A 15,321-nucleotide genomic window follows, 5' to 3' on the forward strand; every position below is an offset into this window, starting at 1 on the left:
AAGGCGGCCATGCCGCCATCTCAAGCACGCTCTCTTGCCACGAAAACCGTGATTCATATCAGCCTGGCAACCACCTGGCTGCCCAGCCCGAACAGACAAACCACGCCCACTGCGTACGTCAGCGTGCGCCAGGGCTGAAGCCCCGTCAGATAGGTTACCGTGTGCGCCACCCGGGCCAGGGTAAAACACCCAAATAGCCAGCCAGTGACAACCTCGGCACTGCCCAGCGCCACGCATAACCCACCCACTGCAAAAAACAGCGGAATGTTCTCCAAGTCATTGGCCCAGGCCTGTTTCGCTCGACTGACGGGCGCCAGCTCCTCTGGTCGCGCGGCGCGGCTGAAGAGCGCTGCATCTTCAACATTGGTGAACGCCAGCCCACGAATTCGGAAGAACCCCTGATAGCAGGAAATCGCAAACATCTTCAGGCACAGCACCAGCACGCAGATTGCGTAGACACTCAACAGGTCATTCATTTCGGTCCCCATTCACCACGATATAGAGCAACGGCCCCACCGAAACGAACACCGCCGTCAGTACAAAATAGGGCCACAGTGACACCGCCGAGCGCCCTCGCTTGCGCGCATCCCGGTACATCCACACACACGCCAGCACTGCCATCAGGTACAGGTCGATCACCACCTGCGCGGTGTCCGGCCGGGACATCAATTCCCACCCGAAGGCCAGCAGCGATTGTTCAGCAGTGAGCAGTGTGGCCAGGGTGTACAGCGAAAATCCGAGCAAGCCGGCCCAGGCGATATAGGGTCTTTGCATGGTCTGTTCCTTGACGTGATCGAGGCTCACGATAGTGATATGGTCGTGCCTCTCGCAATGACCTCGGAGGTCATCATTACGCCATGGACGCCCCCTCTACCGCCGGCGAACACCTGCGCCAATTGCGTCGCCACGCCAGGCTGAGCCAGCTGGACCTGGCGCTGATCACCGGCGTTTCGCAACGCCACCTCAGTTGCCTCGAAACCGGCCGCGCCAAGCCGAGCCCAGGCACGCTGCACATGTTACTCACGGCGCTGGACGCACCGCTTGAGCAGTGCAACCGCGTATTCCTCGCCGCCGGCTACGCCCCACGCTACACCGCCACCCCACTCGCCTCGCCAGCCATGGCCGCCATTCGCGAAGCGGTCAGCCATGTGCTGCACGCCAACAACCCCGCCCCGGCGATTCTGCTGGGCAGCGAGTGGCAAGTGCTGGCGGCGAATGCCAGCGCCGGGCTGTTGTTTGAACAGGTGGGGCTCAAGCAAGATGCCGCTGACGGGCTGAACCTGCTGACAACTTTGCTGCAACCCGGCGGGCTGGGTGACCACCTGCTCAATGCCGATGAGATCCGCACCCTGGCCTGGCAACGCGCAAGCCGTGAGGCACTGAGCAACCCGGCCCTGGCGACGTTGCTGGCGAGTTTGCCGACACCCGCCAGCACCGAACTGCCCAGGGAAATGCCGCCGCTGGTGCTGACGCGCATCCGTTCGCCCCACGGCGAGCTGAACTTCTTGTCGACCTTCACCACCTTCGGCATGCCCCAGGACATCACCCTGACCTCGCTGCGTATCGAACATCTGATTCCCGCCGATGAGCCCACGTGGCAAGTCATGCGCGCTGCCTACGCGGATTATGCGGCGCTGGTTTTGTGAAATATCTGTCCGTAGACTGCCGCCATACCTCCCACTTGAAGGCGGCGAAAAAAACGTGATGCAAGTTACCGAAGTCTCCATTGCCCAATTGCGCGCGGCGCTTGAAGCCGGCCAGACCACTGCCGTTGAACTGGTCAAGGCGTACCTGGCGCGGATCGATGCCTATGACGGCCCGCAGACCGCAACCGCGTTGAACGCCGTCGTCGTGCGCAACCCCGAGGCCCTTAAAGAAGCCGAGGCGTCCGATGCGCGCCGGGCGCAGGGTAAAACCCTGGGGCCATTGGACGGCATTCCCTATACCGCCAAGGACAGCTACCTGGTCAAGGGCCTGACGGCAGCTTCGGGCAGCCCGGCCTTCGCCAAGCTGGTCGCGCAGCGCGATGCGTTCACGATCGAACGCCTGCGGGCCGGCGGCGCCATCTGCCTGGGCAAGACCAACATGCCGCCGATGGCCAATGGCGGGATGCAACGCGGGGTTTATGGCCGTGCCGAAAGCCCGTATAACGCCGACTACCTCACCGCACCATTCGCTTCCGGCTCGTCCAACGGCGCCGGCACCGCCACGGCGGCCAGCTTCGCGGCATTCGGCGTGGCGGAAGAAACCTGGTCGAGCGGGCGCGGCCCGGCTTCCAACAATGGCCTGTGCGCCTACACCCCTTCCCGTGGGGTGATTTCGGTGCGCGGCAACTGGCCGCTGACGCCAACCATGGACGTCGTAGTGCCGTATGCGCGCACCATGGCTGACCTGCTGGAAGTGCTCGACGTGGTCGTCGCCGAAGACCCCGACACCCGTGGCGACCTGTGGCGCCTGCAACCCTGGGTGCCGATCCCGAGCGTGGCCTCGGTGCGCCCGGCGTCGTACGCCGAGCTGGCCGTCAATAGCCAAGCCCTCGCCGGTAAACGTTTGGGCGTGCCGCGCATGTACATCAACGCTGACCCCGAGGCCGGCACCAGCGAAAAGCCCGGGATCGGCGGGCCGACCGGGCAAAAGATCAACACCCGGGCCAGCGTCATCGACCTGTGGCACGCCGCACGCCAGGCACTCGAAGCCGCCGGTGCCGAAGTCATCGAGGTGGACTTCCCGCTGGTGTCCAATTGCGAAGGCGACCGCCCCGGCGCGCCGACGGTGTTTACTCGCGGCCTGGTGTCCAAGGAGTTCCTGCACGATGAATTGTGGGAACTGTCGGCCTGGGCCTTCGATGACTTCCTGCGCGCCAACGGCGACCCAGCGCTGAACCGCCTGGCGGACGTCGATGGGCCGAAGATCTTCCCCCACGACCCTGGCACCCTGCCCAACCGTGAAGATGACCTGGCCGCCGGCATGGATGAATACGTGCGCATGGCCGAACGCGGCATTACGCCGTGGAACGAGATCAGCACTGTACCGGATGGCCTGCGTGGCCTGGAGCAGACCCGGCGCCAAGACCTGGAAGACTGGATGGACAACCTGGGGCTCGACGCCGTGCTGTTCCCGACCGTGGCCGATGTGGGCCCGGCCGATGCCGACGTGAATGAAGCCAGTGCCGACATCGCCTGGAGCAATGGCGTCTGGGTCGCCAACGGCAACCTCGCCATCCGCCACCTGGGCGTGCCGACCGTCACCGTACCGATGGGCGTGATGGCCGATATCGGCATGCCGGTCGGCCTGACCTTTGCCGGGCGGGCATACGATGACTCGGCGCTGCTGAGCTTGGCCAGCGCGTATGAAGCCACCGGCAGCAAACGCCTGATTCCGCCGCGCACACCGCCGCTATAGAAGTTGTGGGAGCTGGCTGTATTTCACATCAAGCCATGTAGAGCCACAACGGCCTAAACGCGATCAACCCGGGGGAGCGGGCTTGCTCGCGAAAGCGGAGTGTCAGGTGATGCATCTGGTGACTGACACACCGTCTTCGCGAGCAAGCCCGCTCCCACATTTTGACTGTATTTCAAGTCGAGCTCGGTGGGAGCTGTGTTTTAGATCAGGGCATGCAGCGCCACAACGGCCTAAACGCGATCAACCTGGGGGAGCGGGCTTGCTCGCGAAAGCGAAGTGTCAGGCGATGCATCAGGTGACTGACACACCGTCTTCGCGAGCAAGCCCGCTGCCACATTTTGACTGTATTTCAAGTCGAGCCAGGTGGGAGCTGTGTTTTAGATCAGGGCATGCAGCGCCACAACGGCCTGAACGCGATCAACCTGTGGGAGCGGGCTTGCTCGCGAAAGCGGAGTGTCAGGTGATGCATCTGGTGACTGACACACCGTCTTCGCGAGCAAGCCCGCTGCCACATTTTGACTGTATTTCAAGTCGAGCCAGGTGGGAGCTGTGTTTCAGATCACGCCATGTGCGGCACGGCAATCAGCAGGATCGCGGTGCCATGGGCGATCGTCGCCGGTAACACGCCATAACGCATGCGCACCAGCGCGCACGCCAGGCCTTCGATCAGGGTAAACAGCAACACCGGCCAGCCCAATTGGGTGACGCTTAAGGCCAGGAAAGCATGACAGGCTGCAAAGGCCACGCCGCTGATCAACGCCGCCCGCAACGGGGTGACCTGCTGCTCCAGATAGCCCTGTAAAAAGCCGCGAAACAGCACCTCCTCCAACGCATTGGCGCCATACGCCAATACCACCATGCCAGGCAGCCACACCCAGTAGCCGTGGATCGCGGACGCCTCGATGCCTTGGTAAACCCGCAACGGCACGCCGATCAAGCAGCCCACGGCCAGCGCGACAGCCAGGCCAACCGTCGGGTTGCCGATGGACCAGCGCACCCACTGCCACAGCTCCGGTGCTATCCGTGCAAGCAGCACTATCAACAGCAGCGAAAAACCACCCAGCGCCGCCAACACAAAGGCATTGCCGCTGAATGCAATCTGCACATCGCCGCTCAACGACCAGATGCCCAACGGCGTCATCGCATCACGCAGCAACACAAATGCCATCAGCAAGATAAGGATGCGTACCGCGGCCAACGCTTTGGGCGTAAGCGCGAACCACAAGCCAAACAGCAGCACGCCGGGTGCCAGGTAGTGTGCGTAGTTGACCAGCACCACCATGCCTGAGGTAATCATCAACGGTTATTCCCGCAGGTTAAGCGTGAGCAATGGCCAGCATTTCGATTTCAACCGCCGCTGATTTTGGCAACTGCATCACACCAACCGATGTCCGTGTATGCGCCCCGGCGGCACCGAGGATTTCATGCAGCAGGTCGGAGGCCGCATTGGCCACTTCGCTCTGCTGGTCGAAATCTTCAGCGCTGCGCACGTACACCGCAATGCGCGGGATTGCCTTGACCTGATCCAGCGAACCCAAGGCCTGCTTGAGCAACCCCAGGCAACGCAATGCGCTGATACTCGCAGCGATTTGCGCCTGGGCCAGGGTCAGGCTTTCACCGACTTTGCCCGGCAGTACGATGGTGTCGCCGACACGGGGAATCTGGCCACTGATGTACAGGTGGTTACCGTCGCGCACCAGCGGCGTGTAGTTGCCGCCGATTTTGAATGTTTCCAATAGATAGCCGATGCGCTCTTGCGCGGCCTGGTATTTCTGATCCGGTGTCATGCGTGTGAATCCTCCTGGCGACGTTGCCATTCATCCACCACATCGCCCAGCGTCTTGGGGATGTCGTTGCGAATCCAGGCCATCAACGGCCGGTCGAACTTGAACGACGGGCCGCAGTGTTCAAGCATGAATCGGCGAACTTTCTGGGTATTTTTATAGTGTGGCGTCACGGGGGTGGCGCGGGTCATGACGCCGCTGTGCCAGTCAAAATCCATTTTGCACCTCGGGCGAGTTGTTGTTTCGGCAGTAGCATAGCGATGTGCTACTGGTGCAGGAAGTGGCAAGCGCACGCCTTGGCGCATATTTGATGTGTTGGGACGTCGTATAAGACAGTCTTATTTCCATGAAGCCTTTAGGCCTTAACTTTTTAAGACTTTTAAAAATTTCACTTTCCTTCCCAGACGAAAATATTGCATGGTTGTACGACGACTAAAGTGGTCGTTGCGCCCCCCACAACAATAAGGAAACACCCATGCCAAACGTCAAAGTGCTGATCGGTTTTCTGTGCCTGTTTTCCTGTTATGTCGCAGCGGCGCCTGCCGCCGCTGAAAAGGATGTGGCTCAAGCGGTCGACCAACTGACCCAAGCCATGCTGCACCTGGACCTCAAGCAGCTTCACGCGCTGACTTCCGACAAACTCACCTACGGCCATTCCAGTGGCAAAGTGCAGGACAAGGCGCAATTCATCGCCGATCTGGAAACCCACACCAGCGCCTTCAAGACCCTCGAAATGCAGAACCAGACCATCACCCTGCAAGGCGACACCGCCCTGGTGCGCAACCACTTTCACGCGCTGGCCGTGAACAGCGGCGTCGACGTGCCGACCGACATCGACAACTTTCAGGTCTGGCAGAAGCAAAAAGGCAAGTGGCTGCTGATCGGGCGTCAGGCGTACAAATACTGATGACCACGGTGAGCCGCCCAAGCTCGGCTCACCACTGCACCACTCTGCGCACGCGCACCAGCGCCGTGCGCAGCGCCGCCATGTCCACCGAGCCCAGCGCCAGGCGCAGCGCATGCGGCACACACGCCGAGACGGCAAACGGCTCGGCGGTGGACACCGAAATGCCCTCGTGTTGCAGGGTCATGGCGACCTGATCGGCCCGCGCTTCTTCTTGCAGCGGCAACCACAAAAAATACGACGAGGGGTGGCTGATGTAATGCACCCCAGCCAACACCTGCGCGGCCAAGGCTTGTCGCGCCTGGGCATCCTGGCGCTTTTGCGCTTCCAGGCGGGCGACGGTGCCGTCCTCGATCCAGGCGACGGCAATTGCGCTCACCACCCCGGGCACGTTCCAGGTGGTGGCCATGATGGTGCGTTCAATCGCCTTTACCCATGCCGCAGGCGCCGCAACAAAACCGACGCGCAAGCCGGTGGCGACACTCTTGGACAGCCCGCCGACGTACACCGTGCGTTCAGGCGCCAGGGCCGCCAGTGGCGGCGGTGCGTCCTCGGCCAGGTACGCGTAGGCCGCATCCTCGATCAGCATCAGGTGGTGCTGGCGGGCGATGGCCACCAGTTGTGTTCGTTGCTCCAGGCTCATCACCCAGCCCAACGGGTTATGCAGGGTCGGCATGCTGTACACAGCGCGCACCGGCCGCTGGCGACACAGGCGTTGCAAAGCCGCCAGGTCCGGGCCTTGGGCAGTGACCGCGATTGCGACGATTTCCAGGTGCAAGGTTTCCCCCAGCACCTTGAACCCCGAATACGTCAACGCGTCGACGGCGATCACATCCCCTGGCTTGAGCAACGCCATCATCGCCACCGCCAAACCGTGCTGGGCGCCGCTGACCACCAGCACCTGCTCGGCCTCCACCGCCAGCCCTCGGCTCAACAGGTGGCGAGCCATGGCCGCGCGCTCATGCAAACGGCCGGCATGGGGCTGGTAACGCAGCAACGCTTCCAGGTCGCCCGATAACGCCAGTTGGCGCAAGGCCGTGCGCAACAGCTCCGCCTGCCCCGGCAGCGACGGGTAGTTGAAGTTAAGGTCGAGCATCCCCGTCGCGACGCTCATCTGCCCACTGCCCTGCCCTGGCGGCAACGCAATCTCGCGCACAAACGTGCCACGGCCGGTTTCACCGCTGACCAGGCCCATGGCCTCAAGTTCGGCGTACACCCGGCTCGCGGTCACCAGTGCCAGGCGGTGGTCGGCGGCCAGTTGCCGGTGGGTGGGCAGGCGCGTGCCGGGCGGCAACACCCCGCTGCGGATGTCCTCGGCAAAGGTGTCGACCAGCGACTTATAGCGGGCGCGCGGCATAGGCGGTGTATCCATTACAATTTTTTGATTGTGCTGATATTCGACCCTAGGATGCCCGTCACGCAACCCCTCCTTTCGAGCACAGCCCATGGAACGTACCTCAGCGCTCAACCCCCTCGACAGCAGCACCCAAGGGTGGATCAACGGTTTTATCGGCGTCGTGATTTTCAGCGGTTCATTGCCGGCCACACGCTTGGCGGTGATGGAATTCGACCCGGTGTTCCTGACCATGATCCGCGCCACCCTCGCCGCCGTGCTGGGGTTATGCCTGCTGCGGCTGTTCCAGGCGAAGCGCCCCGCGCGCAATCAATGGCTGCCCCTGGTGGTCGTGGCCCTCGGCGTCGTGATCGGCTTTCCCTTGCTCACCGCCCTGGCCTTGCAGTACGTCACTTCCGCACATTCCATTGTGTTTATCGGCTTACTGCCCCTCGCCACCGCAGTGTTTGGCGTGCTGCGCGGCGGCGAGCGTCCGCGCCCGGTGTTCTGGTTATTTTCGAGCCTGGGCAGCCTGCTGGTGATGGGCTACGCCGTGGCCCAAGGCTTGAGCGCCGCCCCCGCCGGTGACGTGCTGATGCTGTTGGCGGTGTTGGCCTGTGGCCTGGGTTATGCCGAAGGCGCCAAGCTGTCGCGCAGCCTGGGTGGCTGGCAGGTGATCTGCTGGGCGTTGGTGGTGTCGCTGCCGGTGGTGGCGCCCTTGAGCCTGATCCTGGCGCCTTCGACCCTGGCCGGCATCAGCCTGCCGGCCTGGCTGAGCCTGGGTTACGTGGCACTGTTTAGCATGCTGATCGGCTTTGTGTTCTGGTATCGCGGCCTGGCCCAAGGCGGCATTGTCGCCGTCGGCCAGTTGCAGTTGCTGCAACCGTTCTTCGGGCTGGCATTGGCGGCGGGCCTGCTGCATGAGCCGGTCAGCCTGGGCATGGTGCTGGTGACGGTCGCAGTGATCGGCTGCGTGGCCGGCGCGAAGCGGTTCGCCCGTTAACGGCCCTAGCGTTGTGGCGCGACCATCTTGAATTTGATGTTGATGCCGTTGGACACCACGCTATTACCAGCCCACTCGCCCTCACCAATTTTGAAGTCGTCACGGTTGAGGATGAACTCACCGTCGAACACGCCGATACCGCTTTGCTCCTTGAGCACGACCTCAATATTGACCGGCCGCGTAATGCCCTTGATCGTCAGGTTGCCGGTGATCCTGTAGCGGTTGTCGCCCAGCGCGCGGGCACCGTTGGATTCATACACGCCCACCGGATAGGTTGCGGTGTCAAACCACGCCGGTTGCTGCAACTGGATGTTGGCGTCCTGGCTGCCGGCATCGATACTGGCGAGCTGGATCTTCAGCAATGCGTGCGCCGCCTCGGGCTTTTGCGTATCGAAGGTCAGGCTGCCCTCGAAGTCGCTGAAGGTGCCGTACACCCGCTGCCCGAATTGCTGGAAGGTAAAGCTGATCTGGCTGGCCGTGCGGTTGACGTCTTTGTACTCCACGGCCTGGGCATTGGAAAACCAACCCACAACCAGAGCCAGCATGACGACCGGGTGCGTTCGACGCTTCATGGAAAACTCCGCAGGAGAAAAGAACACGCGTGCTGAGCTTACACGCCACGCCATGGATGTATTCCCATCAGGCGTTTGTCCTGTTAAACAGAGTAGTCGCCCCAGAACAATAAGGACTTTGCATGCACACCCCGTCTCTGCAGGACACCACCGCGCCGGAAGGCATCTGCTACGGCTGCGGCGGCAGCAACCCGCACGGCCTGCACATCAAAAGCCGTTGGGACATCGATGGCGTCCATGTGATTGCCGAGCATCAGCCGGACGCCAAATACAGCGGCTGGCCCGACCTGGTCTACGGCGGCCTGATCGCCATGCTGGTGGACTGCCATTCCAACTGGACCGCCATGGCCTACCACTACCGCGCCGAGCAACGCGCGCCAGGCAGCCTGCCGCGCATCGACTGCGTGACCGGCAACCTGGGGATCAAATTTATCAAGCCGACGCCGATGGGCGTAACGCTGAGCCTGCGCGCACGGGTCGAAGGTGACGTGGGGCGCAAAAGCCGCGTGGTCTGCGAGGTGTACGCCGGTGACGTGCTCACGGCCATCGGCGACTCGGTCTTTGTGCGCGTCGACACCGGCCAATTGGCTGCCGCCGCCCATGGCCGCGAAGGCTGATCCTGGTCTACATTGAATGCCACTGCTAATCGAGGACTGCTCCGATGACTCGTCTCACCGCGAAAGACTTTGCCCCCGAACTGCTGGAACTCTATGACGGCTACGCCCACGGCAAGCTCAACCGCCGCGAATTTCTCGACCGCGCCGCGTTGTTCACCTTCGGTGGCCTCACCGCCTCCGCGCTGCTGGCGGCCCTGAGCCCCAACTACGCGCTGGCCGAACAAGTCAAATTCACCGACCCGGACATCATCGCCGACTACATCACCTACCCCTCGCCCAAAGGCAACGGCACAGTGCGCGGCTACCTCGTGCGCCCGTCCAAAGCCAGCGGCAAACTGCCCGCCGTGGTGGTCGTCCACGAAAACCGAGGCTTGAACCCCTACATCGAAGACGTCGCCCGCCGCCTGGCCAAAGCCGGCTTCATCGCCCTGGCACCCGACGGCCTCACCTCAGTGGGCGGCTACCCCGGCAACGATGAAAAAGGCGTAGAGCTGCAACAGAAAGTCGACCCCGAAAAACTCATGAACGACTTCTTCGCCGCCATCGAATGGCTGATGCACCACGACAGCAGCACCGGCAAAGTCGGGATCACCGGCTTCTGTTATGGCGGCGGCGTGACCAATGCGGCGGCGGTGGCCTATCCGGAACTGGGTGCGGCGGTGTCGTTCTATGGGCGCCAACCAGAGGCCAAGGACGTGCCACGCATAAAAGCACCGATCATGCTGCATTACGGCGAGCTGGACACGCGGATCAACGAGGGTTGGCCGGCGTATGAGAAAGCGTTGAAGGCCGCAGGCACGACCTATGAGGCGTATATCTACAAAGGCGCCAATCATGGGTTTCATAATGATTCGACGCCACGGTACGACGAGGCGGCGGCGAACCTGGCGTGGGAAAGAACCCTCGGCTGGTTTAACAAATACCTGGCCTGATCATGATCTGAATGGTGGGAGCTGGCTTGCCTGCGATGGCGGTCTTACAGTGACAAATGTGCTGGCCGGCCCGGCGTTATCGCAGGCAAGCCAGCTCCCACATTTGATCGGTGTTGCCCGCTCGCCATGCATGGTCAAAGGCCAGCAATCCATATCGCTTTAATTTGCAGGAAGTTTCCTAGACAATCCTTTGGCCTTGCGCCTGCTCACGCCACTGGCTAGCCTTCGCTCTGTCGCTGCCTATCAGCGAACAGGAGTGGAAACCTGAGAACAAGTAGGCCCCCTTATCAGGAGCTTATGTATGAGCAAAAGCCATTCGGATTCAACTTGCTTCACCCCCGACCGCGAGATCTTTGATCGCGCCCTGAGTCACTATCTGCAACCCGCTTCACCGCAATCTTTTACAGTACATCAAGACCTAAGCTTCGAAGACGCCCTCGCCCAAATCTGCAACCTACTGCGCTGTGCTGCGGCCACCGCTGCCGACATCACCCAAGGCCTGAGCGGCGATCAACGCCATATGGCTGGCGCAACCGAACACCTGATCGACATGGCCCGCACACTTGCCGACCGCGCACTGGATTGCCTGCAGCCCAGGGCATAAGCCAGCGCCCCCTGACACGGCACAAAACAAAGGTGGGAGCTGGCTTGCCTGCGATGGCATCACTTGGGTCTGTCAGAAAAACCGAGGAAAATAAGGGTCAGACCACGTTTAGTGCTCCGCCAGTAGAATAGTGGTCTGACCGCATTTTTTGCATCATCAAGCGCAGAGCTTGGAGTAAATTTGTGGGGATCCCTCAGGGTCTAACCCCGACTTCCTGACAGGCAGGCGTCAGAAAAACATCTGCTTATCCTTTTTGCACTCCAACTACTCACTACGTCCCTCACACACTGCTTTGAGCCCAAGCATTGTAGTTGGAGTAGGCCCCAAATGAGATACGGTGCTAACGAGCATATTGGCGTCTTTGTCTCCTTCTAAATGGTAATCCGCACCACCACAGGCCTTTTTAGCCTCTTGATTAATATTTTCCAATAGCCCCGCCCTTGAATTGAAAATACTACCACTGCTGGTAATCATATACTCACCCGGTGCAATTTTACTGGCATCCGTCCACGTGCAACCTGTCAAATGCAAAGCAACGAGGCCGACCAATATTAATTTTTTCAATTTCACAACCTCACATAGATTACTTATTTAAAGGATATTTTTTCTTCGCATCATTTACGCACTTGAACATCGCACTTAACACCCAGACACCTTTATATTAATTACTTTAAAAAAGCTCTGAGAAAATCAAATAACTCTGCCGCCCTTTTCCAGCCCTCTTTGTCACACTTCAAAAGTACGAGGCAGCAAAGGTGACAGATTTATTTCTCAAAAACGCCGCAAGGACCCCACCCTTGGCCGTCACGGCGGGGACGAACGCCGACAGCACCTCGGCGCCCAACTTAACAATGAAAAAGATCAGCACCGCGATGCCAGAATCGATGATTCGGGCCAGCAGGCGACGGCCGATGCTGGCCAGAATGGTCGGCCGTTTAGCGGGGGCAATTGCGTCCATACGGTGTCACTCCGGCTTATGTAAACAGCAACAACGGCCGAGCTCTGCGCCCGGCCGCCTCAAGCGCTTTTTAACTCACTTGCTTTCTTTTGCCACGGTACCCAACGACGCGTCCTTGACCAGATAACGGCCTTCCACATCGCTCAGCACTTTGAGGCTGTTGCGCGCCACGGCGAAGCCCATTTCGACTTCCTGCTTGAGGTAAACCACCTCACCGGCCTTGACGTTGATCGGCATGTCAGCCCAGTTTTCAGCTTTAGAACTGATCACGTGCTGACCCGGCGTCACGAAGAAATAAATGTACTGGTTACCACGGTTGTAACCCATCTCCGAGTCGGCTTCCTTGTCATCCAGGAACACGTTGAACCGCACCATCATCCCCACGTTGCTTGGGCGTACGACATACACCAGGCCTTTATCGGCGACCGCGGCCTTGGGCAACGAGTAGTTCGCCACGTCAGCCTGCATCTTCTCCACCGACGGCGTCGAGGAGCAGCCAAACAGCGTGGCCAGGGACAATACAACAGCAGCTTTGCAGAACAGCTTGATCATGTACTTCTTCCTTGTGGTGTGACGGTAGAGCGGGTTGAGAGCCCCGGCGATTGGCCGGCGCGGGTTCTTTGATGCGTTTAATCATCGCCTGGGTATCGGCCTCGGGGACGAATACGTGAACCGTTGTGCGTGGGCCAGCACTTTGATGCCTTGCGGGGGTTTGGGCGCGGGGAAATAGGGGTCAGACCACGTTTAGTGCTCCGTCAGAAGAATAGTGGTCTGACCCCATTTTTCTACTTGGCTTTCCTATGACTGAGTTATCAATTGCTTTTGCACCAACCTAATTATTCTTAAATTTCACGCCGCTTAAATACCCAAACTCCCTGATCAAGTATCGGCTCCGAGGCATCTAGCCGCAAGCACTTCACTATAACCGTCCAGTCATCCTCATAATCAGCAATCATCTCAGTTTCAACACAGGAGGCAGACTCAAAATCATCATCATCGATTTCTCCGTCAAAATAGAATCTAATATTCAGAATCAGTCCCGATACTGAAAATATAACAGCACGAAGCTTCCCTGAAACCTCACCTAACAATGCCCTTTGAATATTCAGACGGGCCATCACGATCAAATCATCAAGAGAACACATTATTCACGGCCTCGCTGGCACAATGTGGATACCATCCTTAGAGTAGTGAATTATTCCATTCGCTGTAGGTGTTGCCACCCCTGCTCCATCTATATACGTCCCTATAGGCCCGCCAAAATTCACCCTTTCTTTCGAGCCTGGCATGCCAACTGGAATATTGAAAAATAGGGGTCAGACCACAATTAAATAAGCTAAAACCTTCGAGCGGAAGAATAGTGGTCTGACCCCATTTCTCCAAGGTGCATCATCAGGCGCAGAGCTTGGAGTAAATTTGTGGGGATCCCTCAGGGGCTGACCCCATTTTTTCTCTTGTTACTTTATTGCGGCACTTTTCCAATGTCGCCCAAGGCATCTATGTAAGCAGCTTTCAATGCAAGACTGACAGTATTAAGTGTCTCGGACCTCAGATAGGCTAGATCCTGACGAACTAGCTCCTGGCCTGCCCTTTTTATTTTTACACGCGACTGCCCGGTATATTTGGCCGTCCCAATATAAACCGAGAGCCTGGCTTCGCACGCATAATAATCAGGACTGTTCCAAGTCTTGACGAAAACCCGGTCGATCTCGACTCTGGTCTTTATACTCGCACTAGCATCAGACCCGATAGACTGTTTGGTAAATTCAGACCAATCGGTGACCGGTACATTAGCGAAATCCTCGTACAGACCCACATTATAGTTGGCTGCATGCCACACCACCTTACTGCTCTCGGAACAGTGAGTGCAGCGTTCATAGCCGGACACACTGGTTACCGCCGAGTGAATGGCAATATTTTTTATTGCAGATAGTTCTGCGTCTGTAGTGAAGGCGGCGAAGTGCAGTTGATTGGTGACGCAGCCGGTTAAAAGCAAAACCAATAATATATTAAACCTCACGACCAATCCTCTTTCTCTTGTTAGTACCCACACAACCAAGGCCTCGCTAGAGTCCATAGAAATTGAATAAGACTCATAACCTGCTCCCTCGCCGCCTTCAATTACGAGGGTATCTCCCGTACTGAATACCACCTGTAAAGTGGAGCCATCAAGGCACTCGACCGAAGCTAAATCCCTCAATAAAAAATCCAGCAGCGGAGCACTGTTATACGAATTTTCGAATTCTCGTAGAAAAATACGGATCAGACCACAACCAAACAAACTAAAAACTTCGAGAACAACTAAATCATGGTCTAACCCTGAGGAATTCCCGATTTTCGGAGTTATGACCGCAGGTGATTACAGGAAAATCGGGGTAAGACCACGTACAATACTCAGTCAGAAAAATAGTGATTTTATTCCATTCCTGCAAATTTTTCAGTCACAACTAACGAGCTTCTCGCGAACAACCTCTTTAGTAGGTAAACCAGATATTGCTCTTGAGTCGATCTCCTCAAATCGGTCGGTCAATCTATAGACTTTTGATTGCGTAAAAAAAACCGACACCAAGCGTAACAAAAGCAATTCATCCATAGCAATTCCGCCCTCATCAAGTTCAAAAACAATGAGGGATTCGCATGCGCAATCTATATAAAACGGATATTTTTTATTTTCTAAATACTCATCAATCAGCAGACCTTTAAGTATTTCAATCCTTATCCAAGGCTCAACACTCTGCCTATCGCTCCACCTTTTATTCATCTCCCACTTATTTATTTTTAAATCCAAAAAACTACATTCATTAATGCACTCATTATCTTGGACGTAGGATACAGGCACATCACCCCAAGCCTGGCCAATCAGATAGTCCCTCTCAGGAAATAAGGACTCACTCCCTGTAACAGCAGCATATTTACTAGTCATCACATGTTCCCTGTTTCTTTTAGGGAAAATAGGGGTCAGACCACGTTTAGTGCTCCGTCAGAAGAATAGTGGTCTGACCCTGTTTTTCGCTGTTTTTCCGTGACCCCGTTTTTCCTCAAGATGTAAAAAACAAAAGCCAATTTATTAAAGAACTAGATTTTAATATCTCAAACGAAAAAACACGTATAACTCCAAAAAAGTACACTACACCTAAATAAACTCGCCTACCTTAGACACCAACACCCTATGAAAATCAAATAAATCTGTGCCCTTTTCCAGGCGATGCTGC

The 15,321-nt window shown here is 57.9% G+C and carries 21 protein-coding genes; 7 read left to right on the top strand and 14 right to left on the bottom strand.

Annotation, left to right across the window (positions count from 1 at the left end; all coding sequences use genetic code 11):
- Positions 1 to 53 precede the first annotated feature (53 nt).
- Both ACDZ94_RS25670 and ACDZ94_RS25675 read right to left on the bottom strand, forming a co-directional pair.
- Positions 54 to 476, bottom strand: coding sequence for an MAPEG family protein (locus tag ACDZ94_RS25670; RefSeq protein WP_432751839.1), 423 nt, complete (start codon positions 474 to 476; stop codon positions 54 to 56).
- Positions 469 to 774, bottom strand: coding sequence for a DUF2834 domain-containing protein (locus tag ACDZ94_RS25675; protein WP_432751840.1), 306 nt, complete (start codon positions 772 to 774; stop codon positions 469 to 471). The genes ACDZ94_RS25670 and ACDZ94_RS25675 overlap by 8 nt, the downstream gene beginning before the upstream one ends.
- Positions 775 to 857: 83 nt before the next feature.
- On the opposite strand from ACDZ94_RS25675, the gene ACDZ94_RS25680 reads away from it, so the two are divergent.
- Positions 858 to 1,646, top strand: a complete 789-nt coding sequence (locus tag ACDZ94_RS25680; RefSeq protein WP_432751841.1) for a helix-turn-helix domain-containing protein — start codon at positions 858 to 860, stop codon at positions 1,644 to 1,646.
- Between the two features lie 55 nt (positions 1,647 to 1,701).
- Positions 1,702 to 3,402, top strand: a complete 1,701-nt coding sequence (locus tag ACDZ94_RS25685; RefSeq protein WP_432751842.1) for an amidase — start codon at positions 1,702 to 1,704, stop codon at positions 3,400 to 3,402.
- A 559-nt stretch (positions 3,403 to 3,961) separates the two neighbouring features.
- Here ACDZ94_RS25685 and ACDZ94_RS25690 read toward each other — a convergent pair.
- From ACDZ94_RS25690 to ACDZ94_RS25700, 3 genes are read right to left on the bottom strand one after another with little or no spacing between them, the layout of a single operon-like run.
- Positions 3,962 to 4,699 (bottom strand): CPBP family intramembrane glutamic endopeptidase, encoded by a 738-nt coding sequence (locus tag ACDZ94_RS25690; RefSeq protein ID WP_432751843.1) that lies wholly within the window; start codon positions 4,697 to 4,699, stop codon positions 3,962 to 3,964.
- A gap of 19 nt (positions 4,700 to 4,718) precedes the next feature.
- Positions 4,719 to 5,189 (bottom strand): RidA family protein, encoded by a 471-nt coding sequence (locus ACDZ94_RS25695; RefSeq protein WP_064452651.1) that lies wholly within the window; start codon positions 5,187 to 5,189, stop codon positions 4,719 to 4,721.
- On the bottom strand, positions 5,186 to 5,404 hold the full coding sequence (locus ACDZ94_RS25700) for a DUF6434 domain-containing protein (RefSeq protein WP_432751844.1): 219 nt from the start codon (positions 5,402 to 5,404) through the stop codon (positions 5,186 to 5,188). The genes ACDZ94_RS25695 and ACDZ94_RS25700 overlap by 4 nt, the downstream gene beginning before the upstream one ends.
- A gap of 257 nt (positions 5,405 to 5,661) precedes the next feature.
- On the opposite strand from ACDZ94_RS25700, the gene ACDZ94_RS25705 reads away from it, so the two are divergent.
- On the top strand, positions 5,662 to 6,093 hold the full coding sequence (locus tag ACDZ94_RS25705; RefSeq protein ID WP_432751845.1) for a nuclear transport factor 2 family protein: 432 nt from the start codon (positions 5,662 to 5,664) through the stop codon (positions 6,091 to 6,093).
- Positions 6,094 to 6,121: 28 nt separating this feature from the next.
- Here the strand turns inward: ACDZ94_RS25705 and ACDZ94_RS25710 are convergent, their stop codons facing one another.
- A complete protein-coding gene (locus ACDZ94_RS25710; RefSeq protein ID WP_432751846.1) occupies positions 6,122 to 7,447 on the bottom strand; it encodes a PLP-dependent aminotransferase family protein in 1,326 nt (441 codons plus the stop codon).
- An 88-nt stretch (positions 7,448 to 7,535) separates the two neighbouring features.
- Between ACDZ94_RS25710 and ACDZ94_RS25715 the strand changes: the two genes are divergently transcribed.
- Entirely contained in the window at positions 7,536 to 8,426 is an 891-nt protein-coding gene (locus tag ACDZ94_RS25715) for a DMT family transporter (protein WP_432751847.1), read from the top strand.
- 5 nt (positions 8,427 to 8,431) lie between these two features.
- Here the strand turns inward: ACDZ94_RS25715 and ACDZ94_RS25720 are convergent, their stop codons facing one another.
- Entirely contained in the window at positions 8,432 to 8,998 is a 567-nt protein-coding gene (locus ACDZ94_RS25720) for a YceI family protein (RefSeq protein WP_262664911.1), read from the bottom strand.
- Between the two features lie 122 nt (positions 8,999 to 9,120).
- Here ACDZ94_RS25720 and ACDZ94_RS25725 point away from each other — a divergent pair, with 122 nt between their 5' ends.
- From ACDZ94_RS25725 to ACDZ94_RS25735, 3 genes are all read left to right on the top strand, one after another.
- The gene (locus ACDZ94_RS25725) at positions 9,121 to 9,615 is read left to right on the top strand and encodes a PaaI family thioesterase (protein WP_432751848.1); all 495 of its coding nucleotides are present in this window, start codon (positions 9,121 to 9,123) and stop codon (positions 9,613 to 9,615) included.
- Between the two features lie 44 nt (positions 9,616 to 9,659).
- Positions 9,660 to 10,547, top strand: coding sequence for a YghX family hydrolase (gene yghX, locus ACDZ94_RS25730; RefSeq protein WP_432751849.1), 888 nt, complete (start codon positions 9,660 to 9,662; stop codon positions 10,545 to 10,547).
- A gap of 301 nt (positions 10,548 to 10,848) precedes the next feature.
- Entirely contained in the window at positions 10,849 to 11,151 is a 303-nt protein-coding gene (locus ACDZ94_RS25735) for a DUF6124 family protein (RefSeq protein ID WP_221294915.1), read from the top strand.
- 264 nt (positions 11,152 to 11,415) lie between these two features.
- On the opposite strand, the gene ACDZ94_RS25740 is transcribed toward ACDZ94_RS25735, so the two are convergent.
- The 7 genes from ACDZ94_RS25740 to ACDZ94_RS25770 form a co-directional block, all read right to left on the bottom strand.
- Positions 11,416 to 11,721: a hypothetical protein gene (locus tag ACDZ94_RS25740; protein ID WP_208604437.1), complete on the bottom strand. Its 306-nt coding sequence runs from the start codon at positions 11,719 to 11,721 to the stop codon at positions 11,416 to 11,418.
- A 163-nt stretch (positions 11,722 to 11,884) separates the two neighbouring features.
- Entirely contained in the window at positions 11,885 to 12,109 is a 225-nt protein-coding gene (locus tag ACDZ94_RS25745) for a hypothetical protein (RefSeq protein ID WP_221294917.1), read from the bottom strand.
- Between the two features lie 75 nt (positions 12,110 to 12,184).
- Positions 12,185 to 12,577 carry a DUF2846 domain-containing protein gene (locus tag ACDZ94_RS25750; RefSeq protein WP_169876735.1) on the bottom strand — a complete coding sequence of 131 codons (393 nt, stop codon included), beginning with the start codon at positions 12,575 to 12,577 and terminating at the stop codon, positions 12,185 to 12,187.
- A gap of 374 nt (positions 12,578 to 12,951) precedes the next feature.
- A complete protein-coding gene (locus ACDZ94_RS25755) occupies positions 12,952 to 13,227 on the bottom strand; it encodes a hypothetical protein (RefSeq protein ID WP_432751850.1) in 276 nt (91 codons plus the stop codon).
- Between the two features lie 30 nt (positions 13,228 to 13,257).
- On the bottom strand, positions 13,258 to 13,398 hold the full coding sequence (locus tag ACDZ94_RS25760) for a polymorphic toxin type 50 domain-containing protein (protein ID WP_432751851.1): 141 nt from the start codon (positions 13,396 to 13,398) through the stop codon (positions 13,258 to 13,260).
- Between the two features lie 173 nt (positions 13,399 to 13,571).
- On the bottom strand, positions 13,572 to 14,309 hold the full coding sequence (locus tag ACDZ94_RS25765) for a hypothetical protein (protein ID WP_432751852.1): 738 nt from the start codon (positions 14,307 to 14,309) through the stop codon (positions 13,572 to 13,574).
- A gap of 237 nt (positions 14,310 to 14,546) precedes the next feature.
- Positions 14,547 to 15,032, bottom strand: a complete 486-nt coding sequence (locus tag ACDZ94_RS25770; RefSeq protein WP_432751853.1) for a hypothetical protein — start codon at positions 15,030 to 15,032, stop codon at positions 14,547 to 14,549.
- Between the last annotated feature and the right edge of the window lie 289 nt (positions 15,033 to 15,321).

The sequence above is a fragment of the Pseudomonas sp. UBT genome (assembly GCF_050915955.1).
In the GTDB taxonomy this organism is placed as follows: Bacteria; Pseudomonadota; Gammaproteobacteria; order Pseudomonadales; family Pseudomonadaceae; genus Aquipseudomonas; species Aquipseudomonas antarctica_A.